The 17799-nt window shown below is 56.2% G+C and carries 14 protein-coding genes and 1 other RNA gene; 8 read left to right on the top strand and 7 right to left on the bottom strand.

The window, feature by feature from the left end; genetic code table 11:
- Positions 1 to 45: 45 nt before the first annotated feature.
- The 6 genes from aroF to gyrA are packed head-to-tail and all read right to left on the bottom strand — an operon-like array spanning position 46 to position 8094.
- Positions 46 to 1062: a 3-deoxy-7-phosphoheptulonate synthase gene (gene aroF / locus EI185_RS03990; protein WP_124703840.1), complete on the bottom strand. Its 1017-nt coding sequence runs from the start codon at positions 1060 to 1062 to the stop codon at positions 46 to 48.
- Positions 1059 to 2165 carry a histidinol-phosphate transaminase gene (hisC, locus tag EI185_RS03985; protein WP_124703839.1) on the bottom strand — a complete coding sequence of 369 codons (1107 nt, stop codon included), beginning with the start codon at positions 2163 to 2165 and terminating at the stop codon, positions 1059 to 1061. Before hisC ends, aroF begins: the two co-directional genes overlap by 4 nt.
- A 9-nt stretch (positions 2166 to 2174) precedes the next feature.
- The gene (pheA, locus tag EI185_RS03980) at positions 2175 to 3239 is read right to left on the bottom strand and encodes a prephenate dehydratase (protein ID WP_124703838.1); all 1065 of its coding nucleotides are present in this window, start codon (positions 3237 to 3239) and stop codon (positions 2175 to 2177) included.
- 2 nt (positions 3240 to 3241) lie between these two features.
- The gene (locus EI185_RS03975) at positions 3242 to 4420 is read right to left on the bottom strand and encodes a phosphoglycerate dehydrogenase (RefSeq protein ID WP_124703837.1); all 1179 of its coding nucleotides are present in this window, start codon (positions 4418 to 4420) and stop codon (positions 3242 to 3244) included.
- Positions 4413 to 5495 (bottom strand): 3-phosphoserine/phosphohydroxythreonine transaminase, encoded by a 1083-nt coding sequence (gene serC / locus EI185_RS03970; RefSeq protein WP_124703836.1) that lies wholly within the window; start codon positions 5493 to 5495, stop codon positions 4413 to 4415. Before serC ends, EI185_RS03975 begins: the two co-directional genes overlap by 8 nt.
- Before the next feature lie 40 nt (positions 5496 to 5535).
- Positions 5536 to 8094: a DNA gyrase subunit A gene (gyrA, locus tag EI185_RS03965; RefSeq protein WP_124703835.1), complete on the bottom strand. Its 2559-nt coding sequence runs from the start codon at positions 8092 to 8094 to the stop codon at positions 5536 to 5538.
- A 140-nt stretch (positions 8095 to 8234) separates the two neighbouring features.
- Between gyrA and EI185_RS03960 the strand changes: the two genes are divergently transcribed.
- The 4 genes from EI185_RS03960 to ssrA all read left to right on the top strand — a co-directional run bounded on the left by EI185_RS03960 (position 8235) and on the right by ssrA (position 11364).
- Positions 8235 to 9563: a TRZ/ATZ family hydrolase gene (locus tag EI185_RS03960; RefSeq protein ID WP_124703834.1), complete on the top strand. Its 1329-nt coding sequence runs from the start codon at positions 8235 to 8237 to the stop codon at positions 9561 to 9563.
- Positions 9564 to 9574: 11 nt separating this feature from the next.
- Positions 9575 to 10273, top strand: a complete 699-nt coding sequence (gene ubiG / locus EI185_RS03955; RefSeq protein WP_124703833.1) for a bifunctional 2-polyprenyl-6-hydroxyphenol methylase/3-demethylubiquinol 3-O-methyltransferase UbiG — start codon at positions 9575 to 9577, stop codon at positions 10271 to 10273.
- Positions 10266 to 10919: an HAD-IA family hydrolase gene (locus EI185_RS03950; RefSeq protein ID WP_124703832.1), complete on the top strand. Its 654-nt coding sequence runs from the start codon at positions 10266 to 10268 to the stop codon at positions 10917 to 10919. Before ubiG ends, EI185_RS03950 begins: the two co-directional genes overlap by 8 nt.
- Positions 10920 to 10999: 80 nt before the next feature.
- Positions 11000 to 11364, top strand: a transfer-messenger RNA (tmRNA) gene (gene ssrA, locus EI185_RS03945).
- A gap of 127 nt (positions 11365 to 11491) precedes the next feature.
- Here the strand turns inward: ssrA and EI185_RS03940 are convergent.
- Positions 11492 to 12607 (bottom strand): Fic family protein, encoded by a 1116-nt coding sequence (locus tag EI185_RS03940; protein WP_124703831.1) that lies wholly within the window; start codon positions 12605 to 12607, stop codon positions 11492 to 11494.
- A gap of 567 nt (positions 12608 to 13174) precedes the next feature.
- Here EI185_RS03940 and EI185_RS03935 point away from each other — a divergent pair.
- The 4 genes from EI185_RS03935 (at position 13175) to EI185_RS03920 (ending at position 17782) form a co-directional block, all read left to right on the top strand.
- Entirely contained in the window at positions 13175 to 14212 is a 1038-nt protein-coding gene (locus EI185_RS03935) for an SIR2 family protein (RefSeq protein WP_124703830.1), read from the top strand.
- 9 nt (positions 14213 to 14221) lie between these two features.
- A complete protein-coding gene (locus EI185_RS03930) occupies positions 14222 to 15931 on the top strand; it encodes an ATP-binding protein (protein ID WP_124703829.1) in 1710 nt (569 codons plus the stop codon).
- 145 nt (positions 15932 to 16076) lie between these two features.
- Positions 16077 to 16835, top strand: a complete 759-nt coding sequence (locus EI185_RS03925) for a hypothetical protein (RefSeq protein WP_189836270.1) — start codon at positions 16077 to 16079, stop codon at positions 16833 to 16835.
- A gap of 23 nt (positions 16836 to 16858) precedes the next feature.
- The gene (locus tag EI185_RS03920; RefSeq protein ID WP_223247655.1) at positions 16859 to 17782 is read left to right on the top strand and encodes a nuclease-related domain-containing protein; all 924 of its coding nucleotides are present in this window, start codon (positions 16859 to 16861) and stop codon (positions 17780 to 17782) included.
- Positions 17783 to 17799 lie beyond the last annotated feature (17 nt).

The raw sequence follows: 17799 nt of genomic DNA, 5'->3' as shown, positions 1-17799 counted from the left end.
GCCAAGGAAACTCCATGTACTCCGTGCCCTCCGTGGCGAATGCATTTAAATATCCCGGCCCAGCACCTGGGCAATACCCTTCAACTCGATCATCAGGCTCTTCAGTTCATCGGGGTTCAGCGCCTGATCGGCATCGCACCAGGCTTCGCAGGGTTTGGGGTGCATTTCCACCAGCAGGCCATCGGCGCCCGCAGCAATGGCTGCGCGCGACAGCGCAGGCACCATCCACGCCTTGCCGCCCGCATGAGAAGGATCAACAATCACTGGCAAATGAGTTTCTTTTTTCAGCACCGGGATGGCGGTCACGTCGAGCATGTTGCGATAGTAGGTCTCGAAACTGCGCACGCCGCGCTCGCAGAAAATGATGTTGTGATTGCCGCCGGCGGCGATGTATTCCGCCGCCATCAGCCATTCGGACACTGTTGCGGACATCCCGCGCTTGAGGATGACCGGCTTGTTGGTGTGGCCCACTTCTTTCAGCAAATCGAAATTCTGCATATTGCGCGTGCCGATCTGGATCACGTCCACATCCCATTCCAGAAACGTATCGAGCATGCGCACGTCCATCAGTTCGGTCACGATGGGCAGGCCTTGCGCATCAGCGGCCTTGCGGAACATTTCCAGCCCTTCCACGCCCTTGCCCTGGAAACTGTAGGGGCTGGTGCGCGGCTTGAAAGCGCCGCCGCGCATCAGGCGACAGCCGGCTGCCTTGACGAATTTTGCCGACTCGTCCATCTGTTGCTGGGTTTCTACCGAGCATGGGCCGCCGATGACCTGGATGGTATTGCCGCCCAGTTTGATACCCTTGATGTCGATGACGCTATTTTCCTTGTGCCACTCGCGCGCCACGATCTTGTAGGGTTTGACGATATGCATGGATTGCTCCACGCCGGGCAGCGCGTCTATCAGTTCCTGATCGATGCTGCGCTCGTCGCCGATGGCGCCGATAATCGTGCGCTCGACACCGCGCGAGATATTGGCATCGCAACCGTACTCCTTGATTTTTTTTACCACCCCGTCAATCTGGGATTCCGTTGCCTCAGGGCTCATTACGACGATCATGCTTGCTCCTTAAGTGCGCTTTCCAGCGCCTGCAAAAATTGAGTATTTTCAGCGGCCAGACCAATGCTGACGCGCAGGTATTCGGGCATGGCGTAATTGCCGATAGGTCGCACAATCACGCCTTTCTCCAGCAAACGTCGATACATGGCCGTGGCATTGCCGATGCGGATGGCGAGGAAATTGCCAAACGACGGAATGTAGTCCAGCCCCATCAGCAGCAAGCCCTGGATCATCTGACGCATGCCGAGCTGGTTCAGCGCGTAACTGCGTGCGATGAAATCGTTGTCGTCGAGTGCGGCAGCCGCCGCAACCAGCGCCAGACTGTTGACATTGAACGGCTGGCGCACGCGGTTCATCATGTCCGCCACCATGCGGCTGGTGAGCGCATAACCCACGCGCAAACCGGCCAGGCCGTAAGCTTTGGAGAAGGTGCGGCTCACCACCAGATTCGGAAAGCGCTGCAGCCAGACCAGTGCGTCGGACTGTTTGTCCTGCGGCAGATACTCGCCATAGGCTTCGTCCAGCACAACGATCACATTTTCCGGTACGCGTTGCAGAAAAGCCAGCAAATCCGCATTGGATAGCCAGGTTCCGGTGGGATTATTGGGGTTGGCGATGAACACCACGCGCGTGTCGGCGCGCAAGGCGTCGAGCATGGCATCGAGATCATGGCCGAAATCATGCGCCGCAGTTTCTATGCCCTCTGCACCAGCCGCCTGGGTGGCGAGCGCATAGATGGCGAATGCATGTCGAGAAAATACCGCCGAGGTGCCGGGTGCCAGGAATGCTCTTGCCACCAGTTCCAGTATATCGTTGGAACCATTACCCAATACGATCTGCTCGGCGGGAACGCCAAATCTGCGCGTAAGCGCTGCCTTCAAATCATAACCGCTGCCGTCCGGGTAGAGCGCAATATTGGCCAGCGCGTTTTCAATCGCGACGAGGGCCCTGGGACTGGGGCCGAGCGGATTTTCGTTGGACGCCAATTTCACGATATCGTGCTCGGCCAGACCCAGTTCGCGTGCCACTTCGGCAATGGGCCTGCCAGGCTGATACGGCGCAATGGCGCGCACGTATTGCGGGGAAAGATCACACAGATTCATTATTACAACCTACAGAACGCCTACCGGGTAGGCTCCAAGAATTTTCAGAAACGCGGCTTTATCCTGCAATTCTGCCAGTGCGGCAGCAACTTGCGGTTCCTCGCGGTGACCTTCAAGGTCAATAAAAAACACATATTCCCACAAGCCGGAGCGTGCCGGGCGCGACTCGAATTTGGTCATCGATACGCCATGGCGCGCAAGTGGCTGCAACAGCTCCACCACCGCGCCAGGCCGATTGTGCGCAGACATCAGCAGCGAGGTTTTGTCTTGACCGGAAGGCGTTGCATCATGCTTGCCGATGACCAGAAAGCGCGTGGTGTTATTGGGTTCATCCTCAATGTTTTCCACCAGCCGCTGCAAATCATACAGTTCGGCTGCAGCATCACCGGCAATGGCCAGCGCTGCAGGGTCGGCTGCTGCCAGACGCGCTGCCTCGGCATTGCTCGCCACGGGTACGCACGGCACCGTGGCGAGATTGCTGTTGAGCCACTCATGGCACTGCGCCAGCGATTGGCTGTGCGAATACAGCACCGCAACATCGTCCAGACCGGGTACTTTGCGCAGCAGATGCTGATGGATGCGTAACGCCACTTCGCCACAGATTTTCAACGGGGTATCCTGCAATAAATCCAGGGTACGGTTGATGGCGCCTTCGGTGGAATTTTCCACCGGCACCACGCCGTAGTCCGCATTACCCGAAGCCACGTCGCGAAACACCTCGTCTATCGATGCGCAGGGCATGGGGACGGCAGCATGGCCAAAATGCTTCTGTGCGGCAGCCTGACTGAACGTACCCAATGGCCCAAGAAATGCAACCGATAGCGGCTTTTCCAGTGCCAGACAGGCCGACATGATTTCGCGAAACAGGCGCGCTGCCGTTTCATCCGCCAGCGGTCCCGGGTTAAGCTCCTTGATGCGGCGCAGCACCTGGGCCTCGCGCTCGGGGCGATACACCGTGCCGTTTTTCAGACGGCCGATGGTTTGGGCATGGGCGGCGCGCTGGTTGATCAGCTTGAGAATTTCAACGTCCAGCGCATCGATTGCAGCGCGTAATTGTTGTAAATCTTCAGCCATGGTTACGCTGCAGGCAAATAGCGCACTGCCAGCACGCCAGCGATGGCGCACAATTCTTTTACAACCGAATCGGGAACGTTGCTGTCCACGTCCACCAGGGTGTAAGCCATTTCACCTCTGGATTTGTTGACCATGGTATGAATATTGAGCCCGGCATTCGCCATCGCGGTGGAAATCTGGCCCAGCATGTTGGGGACATTGGCGTTGGCGATGGCCACGCGGTAGGCCGATTCGCGCGGCATGTCCACATTGGGAAAATTGACGGCGTTGAGGATATTGCCGTTTTCCAGATAATCGGTCAGTTGCTCGGCCACCATGACCGCGCAGTTCTCCTCGGCCTCGCCGGTCGAGGCGCCCAGGTGCGGCAGGCACACCACGCCAGCCTGGTTTTGCAATGCATTGGCAGGAAAATCATTGAGGTAAGCACGCAGTTGCCCGGATTTCAGGCCGGCCAGCGCGGCGCCATTGTCCACAATACCTTCGCGGGCGAAGTTGAGCAGTATCGTACCCGGCTGCATCAGGGCAATGCGCTCGGCATTGATCAGGTTACGCGTGGCATCCAGCAGCGGAACATGCAATGTAATAAAGTCGGCGGCTTTCACTACCTCTTCCACACTGTTGGCTTTTTTGACCTGGGCAGGCAAACGCCAGGCGGCTTCAACGGTGATAGCCGGATCGAATCCGATGACTTTCATGCCGAGCTTGATGGCGGCATCGGCCACCAGGGAGCCAATCGCACCCAGTCCGATCACGCCGAGTGTACGGCCCGGCAACTCGGTTCCGGCAAAAGCTTTCTTGCCCGCCTCGGTCGCCTTGTGCATTTCTTCGTCGCTGCCGCTGAGCGTTTCCACAAACCGGATTGCCGGAATCAGATTGCGCGCACCCATCAGCATGCCCGCGATGACCAGCTCCTTGACCGCATTCGCATTCGCACCCGGCGCATTGAATACCGGTACGCCACGCTCGGACAGTTTTTTGACCGGGATGTTATTGGTGCCTGCACCCGCACGACCAATCGCCAGCACCGATGCAGGAATATCCATCTCGTGCATGTTGGCGGAGCGCACCAGTATCGCGTCGGGTTGCACCACATCGCTGCCCACGGTATAGCTTGCGGGCAGGCGTGCAAGTCCCTGTTTGGAAATGGCGTTCAGTATCTGGACTTGAAAAGCTTTAGCCATTTTTCTGTTCGAAAGCCTTCATGTAGTTGACCAGCGCAGCCACGCCCTCAATCGGCATGGCGTTGTAAATGGAGGCGCGCATGCCGCCCACCGAGCGATGACCTTTTAATTGCAGCAGCCCATGCTCTTTGGCGCCCTTGAGAAAGGCCTCGTCCAGTGCAGCGTCTTTCAGCGTGAATGGAATATTCATGCGCGAACGGTTGTCGCGCGCCACCGGGCTGGCGTAAAAATCGGTCGCATCCAGATAACCGTAGAGCAAATCGGCTTTGGCAATATTGCGTTTTTCCATCTCGGCCAGGCCGCCTTCACGCTTCAGCAGCTGGAACACCAGCCCGGCGATATACATCGCGTAAGTCGGCGGCGTGTTGTACATGGAGTCGTTGTCGACATGAGTCTTGTAGTCGAACATGGTCGGCGTTCCCGCCACGGTCTGACCGATCAGGTCGTCGCGCACAATGACGATGGTCAATCCGGCCGGTCCGATGTTTTTCTGCGCACCCGCGTAAATCAGGCCAAATTGGCTCACATCGATGGGGCGCGACAATATGGTGGACGACATATCCGCCACCAGCGGCACATTGCCGGTTTTCGGCGTCCAGAAAATTTCCACGCCGCCAATGGTTTCATTCGGCGTGTAATGCACAAAGGCCGCATTCGGATCGAGCTTCCACGCATCCTGTGCAGGCGCGTAGTTGAAGTTCTTGTCTTCGCTGCTCGCCACCACATTGACAGAACCGTAACGCTTGGCTTCCTTGATGGCTTTTTTCGACCATTCGCCGGTGTTGAGATAATCCATGCCGGCTTTACCGCGCAGCAGGTTCATCGGCACCATGGCGAATTGCGAAGACGCACCACCCTGCAGGAACAGTACCTTGTAGTTGGCCGGAATGCCCATCAACTCGCGCAAGTCGGCTTCCATCTGGGCGGCAATGCCCATGAATTCCTTGCCGCGATGGCTCATTTCCATCACCGACATACCGCTGCCGTGCCAATCCACCAACTCGTCCCGGGCTTGTTCAAGTACCGCTTTCGGCAACACGGCAGGACCCGCACTGAAGTTATAAATATGATTCATTATCAATACCTTAAAATTTGTTGTTAATTTTTAAGATTAATTACTCTTCTTCCTCTTCTTCGCGTTCCAGTACACGCTGCACACCAATAAGCTTTTGCTTGTCGTCGAGATTGATCAATGTAACGCCCTGGGTCGCGCGCCCCATCTCGCGCATTTCATTGACGCGGGTACGGATCAGCACGCCTCCATCGGTAATCAGCATGATTTCATCGTCCGGTTCGACCAGCGTGGCAGCAACCATACGGCCGTTGCGTGGCGTCGTCTGGATCGCGATCATGCCTTGCGTACCGCGGCCATGACGGGTGTATTCCGCAATATTGGTGCGTTTGCCATAACCGTTTTCGGTAGCGGTGAGTACCGACTGCTGCTCGTTTTCGGCTACAAGTAAGGAAATGACCTTCTGCCCTGGCGCAAGTTTCATTCCGCGCACGCCGCGTGCGCCGCGTCCCATCACGCGCACGTCGTTCTCGTCAAAGCGCACCGCCTTGCCACCATCCGAGAACAGCATGACATCGTGATTGCCTTCAGTGAGGGCAACGCCAACCAGGTAATCACCCTCGTCCAGCCCTACCGCGATGATGCCGGCGCGACGCGGATTGGAGAAATCGGACAGCGCGGTTTTCTTGACTACGCCACGGGCAGTGGCCATGAATACAAAGCGGTTATCCGTGAATTCCCGTACCGGCAGGATGGCATTGATGTTCTCGCCTTCCGACAGCGACAACAGATTGACGATAGGCTTGCCGCGCGAGATGCGGCTGCCCTGCGGCACTTCGTAAACCTTGACCCAATACACCTTGCCAAAATCGGAGAAGCACAGAATGTAGTCGTGGCTGTTGGCAATGAACAGGCGCTCGATGAAATCGTCTTCCTTGGTCGGCGCAGCCTGCTTGCCGCGCCCGCCGCGTTTTTGTGCACTGTAATCATCCAGCGGCTGCGATTTCATATAGCCGCCGTGCGACAGCGTCACCACCATGTCCTGCGGCGTGATCAGGTCTTCCACGCTCAAATCCTGCGCGTAGACAACGATCTCGGAGCGACGCTTGTCGCCGAACTGCTGCTTCACCAGGCCGATTTCCTCGACGATGATGGCGGTAATGCGCTCGGGCCGGGCGAGGATATCGAGCAGGTCGGCGATTTTGGTAACCACCTCTTTGTATTCGGTGAGTATCTTGTCCTGCTCCAGTCCGGTCAGGCGTTGCAGGCGCAATTCCAGAATGGCTTGCGCCTGCGCGTCGGACAACCGATAGCCATCTTTGGAGAAACCGAACTCGATCGCCAGCCCCTCGGGGCGGAAGGCATTGGCGTCGGCCACTGCGCGCGACAGCATTTCCTCGACCAGCTGCGAACGCCAGGTTTTGCCCATCAGGCCTTCCTTGGCGACAGCCGGCGTAGGCGCAGCCTTGATCAAGGCAATGATCTCGTCCACATTGGACAGTGCTACCGCCAGACCTTCCAGGATATGGCCGCGTTCGCGTGCTTTTTTCAGCTCGAATACGGTACGCCGCGTAACCACCTCGCGCCGATGGCGCAGAAAGGCCACCAGCATCTGCTTCAGGTTCAACAGGCGCGGCTGGTTGTCCACCAGCGCCACCATGTTCATGCCGAAACTGTCCTGCATCTGCGTGTGCTTGTACAGGTTGTTCAACACCACTTCGGGCACTTCGCCGCGCTTCAGCTCGATCACCACGCGCATGCCGGATTTGTCCGACTCGTCGCGCAGATCGGAGATGCCCTCCATTTTCTTTTCGCGCACCAACTCGCCGATCTTGATCAGCAGGTTGGCCTTGTTCACCTGATAGGGCAGCTCGTCGATGATGATGGAGTGGCGATTGGCGCCCTTGTCCAGGTCTTCGAAATGGGTGCGCGCGCGGATCACCACGCGGCCGCGGCCGGTGCGGTAGCCTTCGCGCACACCAACCAGTCCGTAAATGATGCCGGCGGTGGGGAAATCAGGCGCCTTGATGATATCGATCAGCGCTTCGATATCGGTTTCCGGATTCTCCAGCAAAGTGAGGCAGGCATCGCACACATCGGTCAGATTGTGCGGCGGGATATTGGTCGCCATGCCTACTGCGATACCGGACGAACCGTTGATCAGCAGATTGGGTATCTTGGCCGGCAGAATCAGCGGCTCGTGTTCGGAACCGTCATAGTTCGGGCCGAAATTGACCGTTTCCTTGTCGAGATCGGCGAGCAGTTCATGGGCGATCCTGGACATGCGGATTTCGGTATAACGCATGGCCGCCGCGTTATCGCCGTCCACCGAGCCGAAGTTGCCCTGGCCGTCGACCAGCGGATAACGCAGGGAAAAGTCCTGCGCCATGCGCACGATGGTGTCGTACACGGCGGTGTCGCCGTGCGGGTGGTATTTACCGATGACGTCGCCGACGATACGCGCCGACTTCTTGTAGGCCTTGTTCCAGTCGTTGGACAACTCGTGCATGGCAAACAGCACGCGGCGGTGCACAGGTTTCAGGCCGTCACGCACATCGGGCAGGGCACGCCCCACAATCACGCTCATTGCGTAATCAAGGTAGGAGCGGCGCATTTCCTCTTCGAGGCTGACGGGAAGCGTTTCTTTAGCGAAAGATTCCATTGATCGGTCTGTTTTTATAAGAGAAAGGAAACCCCGCGATTCTAGCATGCGCAGCGCACCCGGCAAAATTGGCGCTCGCCATCCTTGTCAGGCGGCAGGCCTGCCTTTATAGTGCGGCGAACCTGCCCAATTACTGAATCATGCCCGAAACCCCCGCTCATCCTGTCGAAACACTTATCGAAGCCCGCTGGGTCATCCCGGTCGAACCGTCAGACGCAGTCCTCACCGATCACAGCGTGGCGGTGGATGGTGGCCGCATAGTCGCCATTCTGCCCACGGAAGAAGCACGCCGCCGTTTTGTGGCACAGCGCTACTACCGGCTCACCGACCATGCGTTGATCCCCGGCCTGATCAACCTGCACACGCATGCGGCGATGACGCTGTTGCGCGGCTACTCCGACGACCTGCCGCTGATGGAATGGCTGAAAGCTCACATCTGGCCTGCAGAAAACCGCCATATGTCGCCCGATTTCGTGCGTGACGGCACGCGCATCGCCTGCGCCGAAATGCTGCGCGGCGGCACCACCTGTTTCAACGATATGTACTTTTTCCCGGAAGCGGTGGCGGAGGCGGCGCTGGACGCGGGAATGCGCGCCGCTATCGGGCTGATCGTGATCGATTTCCCCACCGCTTATGCGGGCGATTCCGACGACTACCTCAACAAAGGCTTCGCGCTGCGCGACCGCCTGCGCGATGAGCCATTGCTGTCGTTTACCCTCGCTCCGCACGCACCGTATACCGTGGGCGATAAAACCTTCAAAAAAATCGCCACCTTCGCCAGCCAGCTGGACTTGCCGGTGCATGTCCATCTGCACGAAACCGAGGACGAGATCCATCAGAGCCTGGCACAGCACAATCTGCGTCCGCTGGCACGGCTGCAAAATCTCGGCCTGCTCGGTCCCGGGCTGATCGCGGTGCATGGCGTACATTTGACGCCGGATGAGCAGGCATTGCTGGCGGAACAAGGCTGCCACGTGGCGCATTGCCCGGCTTCCAACCTCAAGCTCGCCAGCGGATTTGCGCCGATCGCGACGCTGGCCGGGCATGGCGTCAACATCGGTATCGGTACCGACGGCGCGGCCAGCAACAACAAACTCGATCTATTCAGCGAGATGCGCCTGGCCGCCCTGCTCGCCAAAGGCGTGACCGGTGATGCCGCTGCCCTGCCCGCTCATACCGCGCTGCAAATGGCCACCCTGAACGGCGCACGCGCCCTGGGACTGGACGACCGCATCGGCTCGCTCGCGCCCGGCAAGCTGGCTGATATCGTAGCGGTGGATTTATCAGGTATCGAGACCCAACCCTGCTTCGATCCGATCTCCGCCCTGGTTTACGCTGCGGGGCGCGAACAGGTCAGCCATGTCTGGGTAAATGGCGAGTTGCGCCTCGACAATCGCCAGCTCACCAGCCTGGACGAACGGGAACTTAAGTTGACTGCCAACGTCTGGCAATCACGGATCACGCACTGAAAGAGAACAACATGAGCAACGCCGACCAACTGGAACTCGACAAATTCAGCGCACTCGCCCACAAATGGTGGGATCCCAACAGCGAATTCAAGCCCCTGCACGAAATCAACCCGCTCCGTCTGGACTATATTGACCACCTGGCCAGCCTGGATGGCAAAACCGTTCTCGACGTAGGCTGCGGCGGCGGCATTCTGGCCGAGAGCATGACCGGGCGCGGCGCCGCCGTCACCGGCATCGATCTGGCGGAAAAATCGCTCAAGGTCGCCAAACTGCATTTGCTCGAGTCCGGTGCCAGTGTCGATTATCGATGCATCGCGGTAGAGACGCTGGCGGCGCAACTCCCGGCCAGTTTCGATGTGGTCACCTGCATGGAAATGCTCGAACACGTACCCAATCCGGAATCCGTGGTGCGTGCCTGTGCCGAGCTGGTCAAACCGGGCGGCTGGGTGTTTTTCTCCACCCTGAACCGCAACCCGAAAAGCTACCTGTTCGCCATCATTGGCGCGGAATACGTGCTCAATTTGCTGCCGCGTGGCACCCACGATTACGCCCGCTTCATCAAGCCATCCGAACTGTCGCGCTATGCACGCAGCGCCGGGCTGGCCGTGAACGACCTCATCGGCATGACCTACAACCCGCTGACCAAAGTCTACAAGCTGGAACACGATACCGCCGTGAACTACACCATCGCCTGCCGCCGCCATGGTTAATGCCGTCCTGTTCGACCTCGACGGTACGCTGGTGGACACCGCGCCCGACCTCGGCTATGCCCTCAACCAGCAGCGCCAGATGCACGGCCTGCCGGAAATGCCGCTGGAACTGATCCGCCCCTACGCCTCGCACGGCACCGTCGGCTTGCTGCAAATCGGCTTTGCCATCAGCCCCGATCATCCGGCATTTCAGGACCTGCGCGCCGAATATCTGGAACTCTACGAGCAAAATCTCAACCTGTTCAGCACCCTGTTCCCCGGCATGATGGAGCTCCTCGACGAGCTGGAAATGCGCGGCCTGCCGTGGGGCATCGTCACCAACAAACCCGCGCGCTTCACCGAACCGCTGCTGGCGCAAATGGGCCTGGACGACCGCGCCGCCACCATCATCAGCGGCGACACCTGCGCCCACCCCAAGCCGCACCCCGAGCCCATGCTGGCCGCCTGCCGCGAAATCGGCGTACTGCCTGCGACCTGTGTCTACATCGGCGACGCCGAACGCGATGTCGCAGCCGCCCATGCCTGCGGCATGCCCGCACTGATCGCCGAATACGGCTACATCGGTCCGCAAGACAACCCGCTGGAATGGGGCGCAGACGGCTTCATCCAGACCCCCACCGCGCTGCTCGAATATCTGGGCTACTGATTGGTGTACAATTCACCCCGTTGGGCTTGAACTTTTCTGTGATGGCTCCATCTATGCAACAGCAGCAAAGCAGTAAATCTGGGGGCGACCTGGCTTCGACGTGGGTTGCAAAGCAGAACAGGGCATACCGAGGACGGACTACCTCGTAAATACAATCCGAAATCGTTTAACTGCAAACGACGAAACTTACGCTCTGGCCGCTTAATTGCGCCAGACCCTACACCAGCTAGCATACGAGTTGGGCCAGGCAACTGGCAGTAGGGTAATCTCAGTATGATCGCCTTGTTCAGGGTTGCTTTGGACAAGGTTAAAACCAAGGCAACTCGCTGGCTTCCAGCCTGTTCGGTGGGCGTGAAGCAGGTTAAATCCAAATTACCGGACTAAGTATGTAGAACTGTCTGTAGAGTGCTTGCGGACGGGGGTTCGATCCCCCCCGCCTCCACCAATAACAAAACCCCAACCGTTCTCGGTTGGGGTTTTTTCTTGCCTGCTCGCGTCAGTTCCCGCGTGTTCGCGGGGTGTTCTGTGAAAGCCTGTGGACCAGGCACCTGACCACATTGTCCACTCGGAAACTATTCATTCAGTTCATAGCTGGTACTGCGCCCACCTGCCGCAGACTTGCGCAGCACACCAAGGGCCAGCAGCTCATTGATGTCGCGCAGGGCGGTATCCGGCGAGCACTTGGCAATGGACGCCCACTTGCTGCTGTTCAGCTTGCCCTCAAAGCCATCCAGCAAGCAATTGAGCAGTTTTACTTGCCGCTCGTTCAACGGCGTGGTGGCCCAGCGCTGCCAGAAGCGTGTCTTGGCAAGCACAGCATCCAGTGTGTGCTGCGCGGTATTGACTGCCGTCGCCAGATTTTCCAGAAACCACTTGAGCCACGGCGTCACATCCAGCGAACCCTTTTGTGTGCGCTCCAGGATGTCGTAGTAATCACGGCGCTCCCGCTGGATCTGTGCCGATAGGCTATAAAAGCGCTGCGGACTACCATCGGCACGCGCCAGCAACAGATCGCCTATAGCTCGGGCGATACGGCCATTGCCATCGTCAAACGGATGTAGCGTGACAAACCACAGGTGGCCAAGGCCCGCTTTCAGAATGGGATGGTCAGGCGTGCTGGCATTGACCCACTCGACAAAGCGCGCCATCTCCGCATCCAGCCGATCGGCCGGTGGTGCCTCGAAATGAACCCGCTGGCGGCCGATCGGGCCGGACACGACCTGCATGGGGCCACTGGCATCATCTCGAAATGCACCGACGTGGATTTGGGCCAGCCCGCTGTAGCCGGTAGGGAACAAGGCGGCATGCCAGCCGAACAGCCGATCCCTGGTCAGCGCGGCATCACAACGTGCGGTAGCGTCGAGCACCATTTCGACCACGCCTTCAACGTGGCGATCCACTGGCGCAAGTGCGCCGATGTCGACACCAAGATGGTGGGCAATGGAAGAGCGAACGGACCCGGCATCCAGTCGCTCGCCTTCGATTTCGCTGGTCTTGATCACGTCTTCCGTCAACGCCGCCAGACTGGCCTGATCCCGCAAGGCCATGCCGACATCGGCCAAACGGCCGAGCAGCAGACCCTGGGCACGACTGACGTTAGCCAATGGCCCAGCCAGGGAAGCCAGGTCGTAGTGCCAGCTCGGCCAATCGCTGGCCTGCCAGACGTAAGTGTAATCTCCGCTATTCATGCGGAGATTATGGGACTCATTCTCCGCAAAGGCAAGTTATTCACCGCATTATGCGCGGAGAATAATCGGACTATTCTCCGCAGAAATCGTCATGAGGACGCGGGTTCAGTTGCCAGACTGGGGATCGAACGGATGGGGATGTAGAGCCGCCCACCGCCATGGCCTTGCGTTTGGACATACGCACACCACACTCTATTTGAGTGTAAATGAGTGTATTTTTGGCAGGTCTCGAAAATGGGTTTAATTGGGTGTAGTACGGCATTGGTTTTATGATCCGATTCGACACCATCCAGATCATCTCGCGTCGAACTGACCCAGGAGACAAGGTGGCGCAGATGCTGCACTCGCGCTTGCTCAAGACTGGTCTGGTGGCGCCGGACACCCCCTCGGGCCGGTGCGCTTCGGGCTGCCGCTGGATGCGCTGCCATTCTATTTTCCGGACCTGTACCCTGAAACAGCGACACGGCCGGGTGAGGAGTAGATTAGAATTTCGTTGCTATCAAGAAAAGCGGCAGCCAAAAGCGTGTTAATACAACACAATTAATTGAACCTGACTCCATTCCTCCTATGACCATCGACCTGTCACTCATTTTGCCCAATGTGTCTCAAACATTGGATGGCACAGGCTTCCTGTTCGGCGCAGGAACATCGCGCGAAGCGGGCTATCCGATGATGCCTCAGCTTACTTGCGAGGTAATGACTGCACTCAAGCCGGACGAGCGCATCGTCCTCAATGAGGTTCTCAAGCAAGCGGGCGAGACCTATGACGATGCGCAATCCACGCCCAATATTGAGCAACTCTCCGACCTTGTTATCGCACACTGGACTAATTCTGGGGACCCGCGATTCAGCGCTTTGGAAACTCGTCTGCGTGAGTTGATTCTCAACTGTCTTTTGGCAGTCGAAAATCCAAACATAGACAACCACTGTAGATTTTTCGAGGCGTTGAAAAGGCGCGCGTTCGGCCTTTCTTGTTCCGTATGGATTTTTACGACGAATTATGACCTGTTGTTTGAGACAGCCGCAGCTCATGTTGGTGTTCCCATCGAAAATGGTTTCTGTGGGACGACGGAGCGGTATTTCCAGCCAGCGCAGTTCAAGAGCACGTCAGGGGTGGTTTCAGGAGGAAAATTTTCACCAAATAATAATCTAACAGTGAAACTGATTAAATTGCACGGCTCCATTTCATGGACTGAAGAATCTGGGGCGTTCTACGAGAGGCATCCCTCGGCCATGCTAGCCAGTTCTCGCCGTGTGATGGTGCTGCCACGACGCAAGAAGGTCATGGACACGATGACACCTCCCTACGACACTCTGTTCACTCAAGCGAACAAGGCGCTGGGTAGCGAATGTAAATACCTTGTGAGTTGTGGGTTCAGTTACGCAGACGAGCACATTAATCAACAGCTACTGCTTCCAGTAATGCAGTCCAATAGATGCCGATTGTTCGCGTTAAGCCAAGACGAACCTGTTGGGCTCGCGGCATTCAAGTCATTGCCGAATTTCCAGGCTGGCTTCGGCAGCCACCTTCACATTAACGGCAAGTCTGTCCCTGCGACCACCGACGCTTGGCAATTTAGTAAATTTGTTACCCTCTTTGAATAGGAACCACTTATGAGTGATTACCAAATTGGAAAAGTTGTCGGCGTAACGGGCGATGAGATATTTGTCACTCTTGTTGACCATGAACTCACTGCCGATGTTGAGCGTGGCGTACCGGATTCGATGACCATTCATCTGCTGACTTCGGCCGGGCCAACGCCAGTGCTTATTGGTCAGCCGGGAACGTTCATTATGGTCGCACTGCCTGCGGCGAAGCTGTTGTGCATGGTAACGGGCATCGAGATGCGCGAGGGTAAGGTAAGTGCCTCCGAATCGAAAGCGGCGGAAGCTGACGGAACGATGCTACTCGACCGCGCAACACGCGGACTCTCGACCATACCGGTCGGTACTATTGATGCAACGGGGAAATTCGAGCGCGGAACGGATGTTCTTCCAACGGTGAATGCTCCTGTGTTCGCCGTATCGCCAGCCTTAATTGACCAAGTCTATGCAAGCTATGCCGAGGGCGATTTCGCAATAGGCAAGCTGTCACTCCTACCAGGTCAGCAGGCGAAAATAAATCTTGATGCATTCCTAACCCGGCATGCCGCAATCCTCGGTCAGACAGGGGGTGGGAAGTCGTGGACGGTTGCATCGCTCATTCAGAAAATGTGTGGCTTTCAGCAGGCGACCATCGTTCTGTTTGACTTGCATGGTGAATATACCAAGACATTTGGTGACTCTGCGGATGTAATAGCGGCGAGTGACTTGGAGTTGCCTTACTGGCTGATGAACTCCGAAGAGTTGCTTGGTCTGATGGTTGATCGGAGTGAGTCGGCTGCACCCAACCAAATCGCCAAGTTCAAGGAATTGCTGCAAGCGGCAAAAGAAGCGCACCCAGAAAATACGGCGTTAGGACTCAAGAAAATCACCATCGATACACCGGTGTTCTTCGATTTTGCAAACATCCTAAATGAATTTCGCCGACTTGATACCGAGATGGTTGAAGGACAAAGAGGAGAAAAGAAAGGGCCTCTTCACGGCGATTTCACTCGGTTATTGATGAGGGTTGACTCAAAACTTAACGATAGGCGATACGATCTGATATTTAAGCCAAAAACATACAACACAAGTGCTTCGATGGAAGTCCTATTTCGACGCTTGCTTGGCGAAAAGGCTGGGGATCGGAAAAAGGTCGTTGTTATCGATTTGAGTCCAGTTCCGTTCGACGTTCGCGCTTCCGTGATTTCACTTATCCTTCGTTGTCTCTTCGATTTTGCATATTGGCATCGGCGCGTGAACACAACTCGATTCCCGATTTCAATTTTTGCAGACGAGGCTCACATATATTTGCGCGATGGTGACCCTGCGACTGATGCGGCCAAGCATTCCGCAGAACGCATCGCCAAAGAAGGACGAAAATATGGTGTAAGCCTGACCGTAATTAGCCAGCGTCCACGGGAGGTGTCAGCAACCATCCTTTCACAGTGCAACAGCTTCCTCTGCCTCCGCATCTCAAACCCTGACGACCAATCCTACGTTCGGAACCTCCTGCCAGATTCTGTTCGTGGGATCGCAAGTATGTTCTCCACACTACGGCGTGGAGAAAGCATCTTGATCGGAGACTCAGTAATGATGCCCACCCGCATCAAGATTGACATCCCCAACCCCGCGCCTGAAAGTGACGACGCATCATTCTACGAGGCTTGGAATGAGGCACCGAATGATATTGATTTTGCAAAGGTTCTTCAGGCTTGGAGAAATCAGGAAGTCATTTCTTAAGTCATTCTCCGCCCCGCATAGCCATGATTGAATATGAAATTAAAGGGGGAATCTTCAGATTTCTCTTCTTGGGCTCGTTTATTTCATTGCCTCCTTCCACAAAATCAATCGTGGCTGATCCATTAATTTCAATTGCCTAAATAAAATGAACCCACCATCCGATGCCGATTGTTTGAGATCGCCAGATCTCGTCCACGAGCCTGACCCACGGGTGGTGAACATAGTGAACATAAATTCACAAACGGGAGCAGTTCGCCCCATAGTCTTAGCAGACCAGCATGCAGCCATTGCCCAGTTCAACGTGAATCTGGCGGTTCCTGAAACAATCAGGGTTCATTTCGAAACAGCTAAGAACCTGTACCTCTATGCTTGGTTTGTTTACCGTTTTTATCCGATAGCCGAACAACAAGCGCTAGCCAGCCTGGAGTTTGCATTGAGGGAATGCCTCGGTGAATTTGTGAGGTGCTATAAGGCAAAGCACCGCAAAAGCCAAGAACCGGGCCTTGGAGCGCTGCTGAAACATGCCATTCAGCATCAAGTCATCCGGAATGAAGCGTTTACCTGCCGGGCCCGCTGGGCTCTGGAACGTGCCAGGGAACGTTGCAGGTATAAGCAGCTGCAAAAGATGATGAAAGCCAAGCTGGAAATCATGACAGTAGATGAATCTAATGTTCAGGCAAGCGAAGAAGACCTTAATCACGATTGGCTCGACGCATTTCTAAAAATTTTGCCGGGCATACGCAATGACTATGCCCACGGAAGCCCCACCCTTTACCATACGGTACTATGGGTATTTGAAGTGGTAATGGAAATTATCAACCAACTCTACCCGGAAAATCCGAGCCCAAACGCAAGCTTTCCATGCGCCGAAAACAGCCAATCTCTTTCTGGTCACGAACTATGAAGCAAATTAAGTAACCTACCCCTATGAATGCATTCTGGCTTTCCCTTTTTCTAATGGGCTCTTATTTGGCGCTAATGTTCCTGCCAATAGGTGCGATTCATCTTTGGCGGAAGCGGCTAGAATCCAAGCGCCGTTCCCCGCTGAATCAAATGCTGTTGCGTGGACCGGGGGAGTCGCTACGCACCGAATTGGACGATATGCGCTTAGACGTCCTGATGTATGCGGTGATGCTTCCCGTGATACCGTTGCTCGTCTACGCGCTTCATATCTCGCAGTCCTATCTTGGCGGCAGCTCGGAGTCGATTCTTCGCATCAGTGTTGACGTGTTGTTTGGTCTTGGCACGATTATATTTTTCAGTTTCAAAATCATCACTCTCTTTAAACAAATCAATAAGTTTCGGCTCGGCTACGAGGGTGAAGTGGCTATCGCCCAAGAGTTGAATCAGCTCATGCGCCTTGGCGCTTACGTTTTCCATGATGTGCCTGCTGATGGTTTCAATATCGACCATGTGATCGTTTGGCCCAAGGGAGTATTTGCAGTTGAGACAAAAGGCAGGATGAAATCTAAGCGAAATGGTGGAGCTGAAGATGCCAAAGTGGTTTTCGACGGACAGCGATTGCAGTTCCCAGGCTGGTCAGAATCCGCGCCTCTGGATCAAGCGTCTCGCCAGGCAAAGTGGCTTGCGCAATGGCTTTCAAGCGCGGTGGGCGACAAGGTTGAGGTCAAGCCAGTACTCGCTTTGCCGGGGTGGTTTGTCGAGTTGAAGGCGAGAAGCGATGTTGTAATTATCAATGGCCGGAACGCATCGGGCACCTTTGGTAAATTGTTTCACACCGCGCTCAGTGAGGAGATGGTCAAGCGCATTGCGCATCAGCTGGAGCAGCGTTGCCGTGACGTAGCGCCCAAGCATTTCCATAAGCGTGCAAAGATTTCATCGAATACTTAGTTAGCAACGGCAAATCA

This window comes from Sulfuriferula multivorans (genome assembly GCF_003851125.1).
Lineage (GTDB): Bacteria > Pseudomonadota > Gammaproteobacteria > Burkholderiales > Sulfuriferulaceae > Sulfuriferula > Sulfuriferula multivorans.
Note: the sequence above shows the minus strand (reverse complement) of the source record. Positions and strands in the feature narration are given on the sequence as shown.

What these genes read in the sequence shown, in the direction of transcription:
- EI185_RS03935 (WP_124703830.1), top strand. Translation starts at nt 13,175, where the DNA reads ATGACCATCGACCTGTCACTCATTTTGCCCAATGTGTCTCAAACATTG.
- EI185_RS03925 (WP_189836270.1), top strand. Translation starts at nt 16,077, where the DNA reads ATGAACCCACCATCCGATGCCGATTGTTTGAGATCGCCAGATCTCGTC.
- EI185_RS03920 (WP_223247655.1), top strand. Translation starts at nt 16,859, where the DNA reads ATGAATGCATTCTGGCTTTCCCTTTTTCTAATGGGCTCTTATTTGGCG.
- EI185_RS03960 (WP_124703834.1), top strand. Translation starts at nt 8,235, where the DNA reads ATGCCCGAAACCCCCGCTCATCCTGTCGAAACACTTATCGAAGCCCGC.
- aroF (WP_124703840.1), bottom strand. Translation starts at nt 1,062, where the DNA reads ATGATCGTCGTAATGAGCCCTGAGGCAACGGAATCCCAGATTGACGGG.
- serC (WP_124703836.1), bottom strand. Translation starts at nt 5,495, where the DNA reads ATGAATCATATTTATAACTTCAGTGCGGGTCCTGCCGTGTTGCCGAAA.
- hisC (WP_124703839.1), bottom strand. Translation starts at nt 2,165, where the DNA reads ATGAATCTGTGTGATCTTTCCCCGCAATACGTGCGCGCCATTGCGCCG.
- EI185_RS03950 (WP_124703832.1), top strand. Translation starts at nt 10,266, where the DNA reads ATGGTTAATGCCGTCCTGTTCGACCTCGACGGTACGCTGGTGGACACC.
- pheA (WP_124703838.1), bottom strand. Translation starts at nt 3,239, where the DNA reads ATGGCTGAAGATTTACAACAATTACGCGCTGCAATCGATGCGCTGGAC.
- gyrA (WP_124703835.1), bottom strand. Translation starts at nt 8,094, where the DNA reads ATGGAATCTTTCGCTAAAGAAACGCTTCCCGTCAGCCTCGAAGAGGAA.
- EI185_RS03975 (WP_124703837.1), bottom strand. Translation starts at nt 4,420, where the DNA reads ATGGCTAAAGCTTTTCAAGTCCAGATACTGAACGCCATTTCCAAACAG.
- ubiG (WP_124703833.1), top strand. Translation starts at nt 9,575, where the DNA reads ATGAGCAACGCCGACCAACTGGAACTCGACAAATTCAGCGCACTCGCC.
- EI185_RS03930 (WP_124703829.1), top strand. Translation starts at nt 14,222, where the DNA reads ATGAGTGATTACCAAATTGGAAAAGTTGTCGGCGTAACGGGCGATGAG.
- EI185_RS03940 (WP_124703831.1), bottom strand. Translation starts at nt 12,607, where the DNA reads ATGAATAGCGGAGATTACACTTACGTCTGGCAGGCCAGCGATTGGCCG.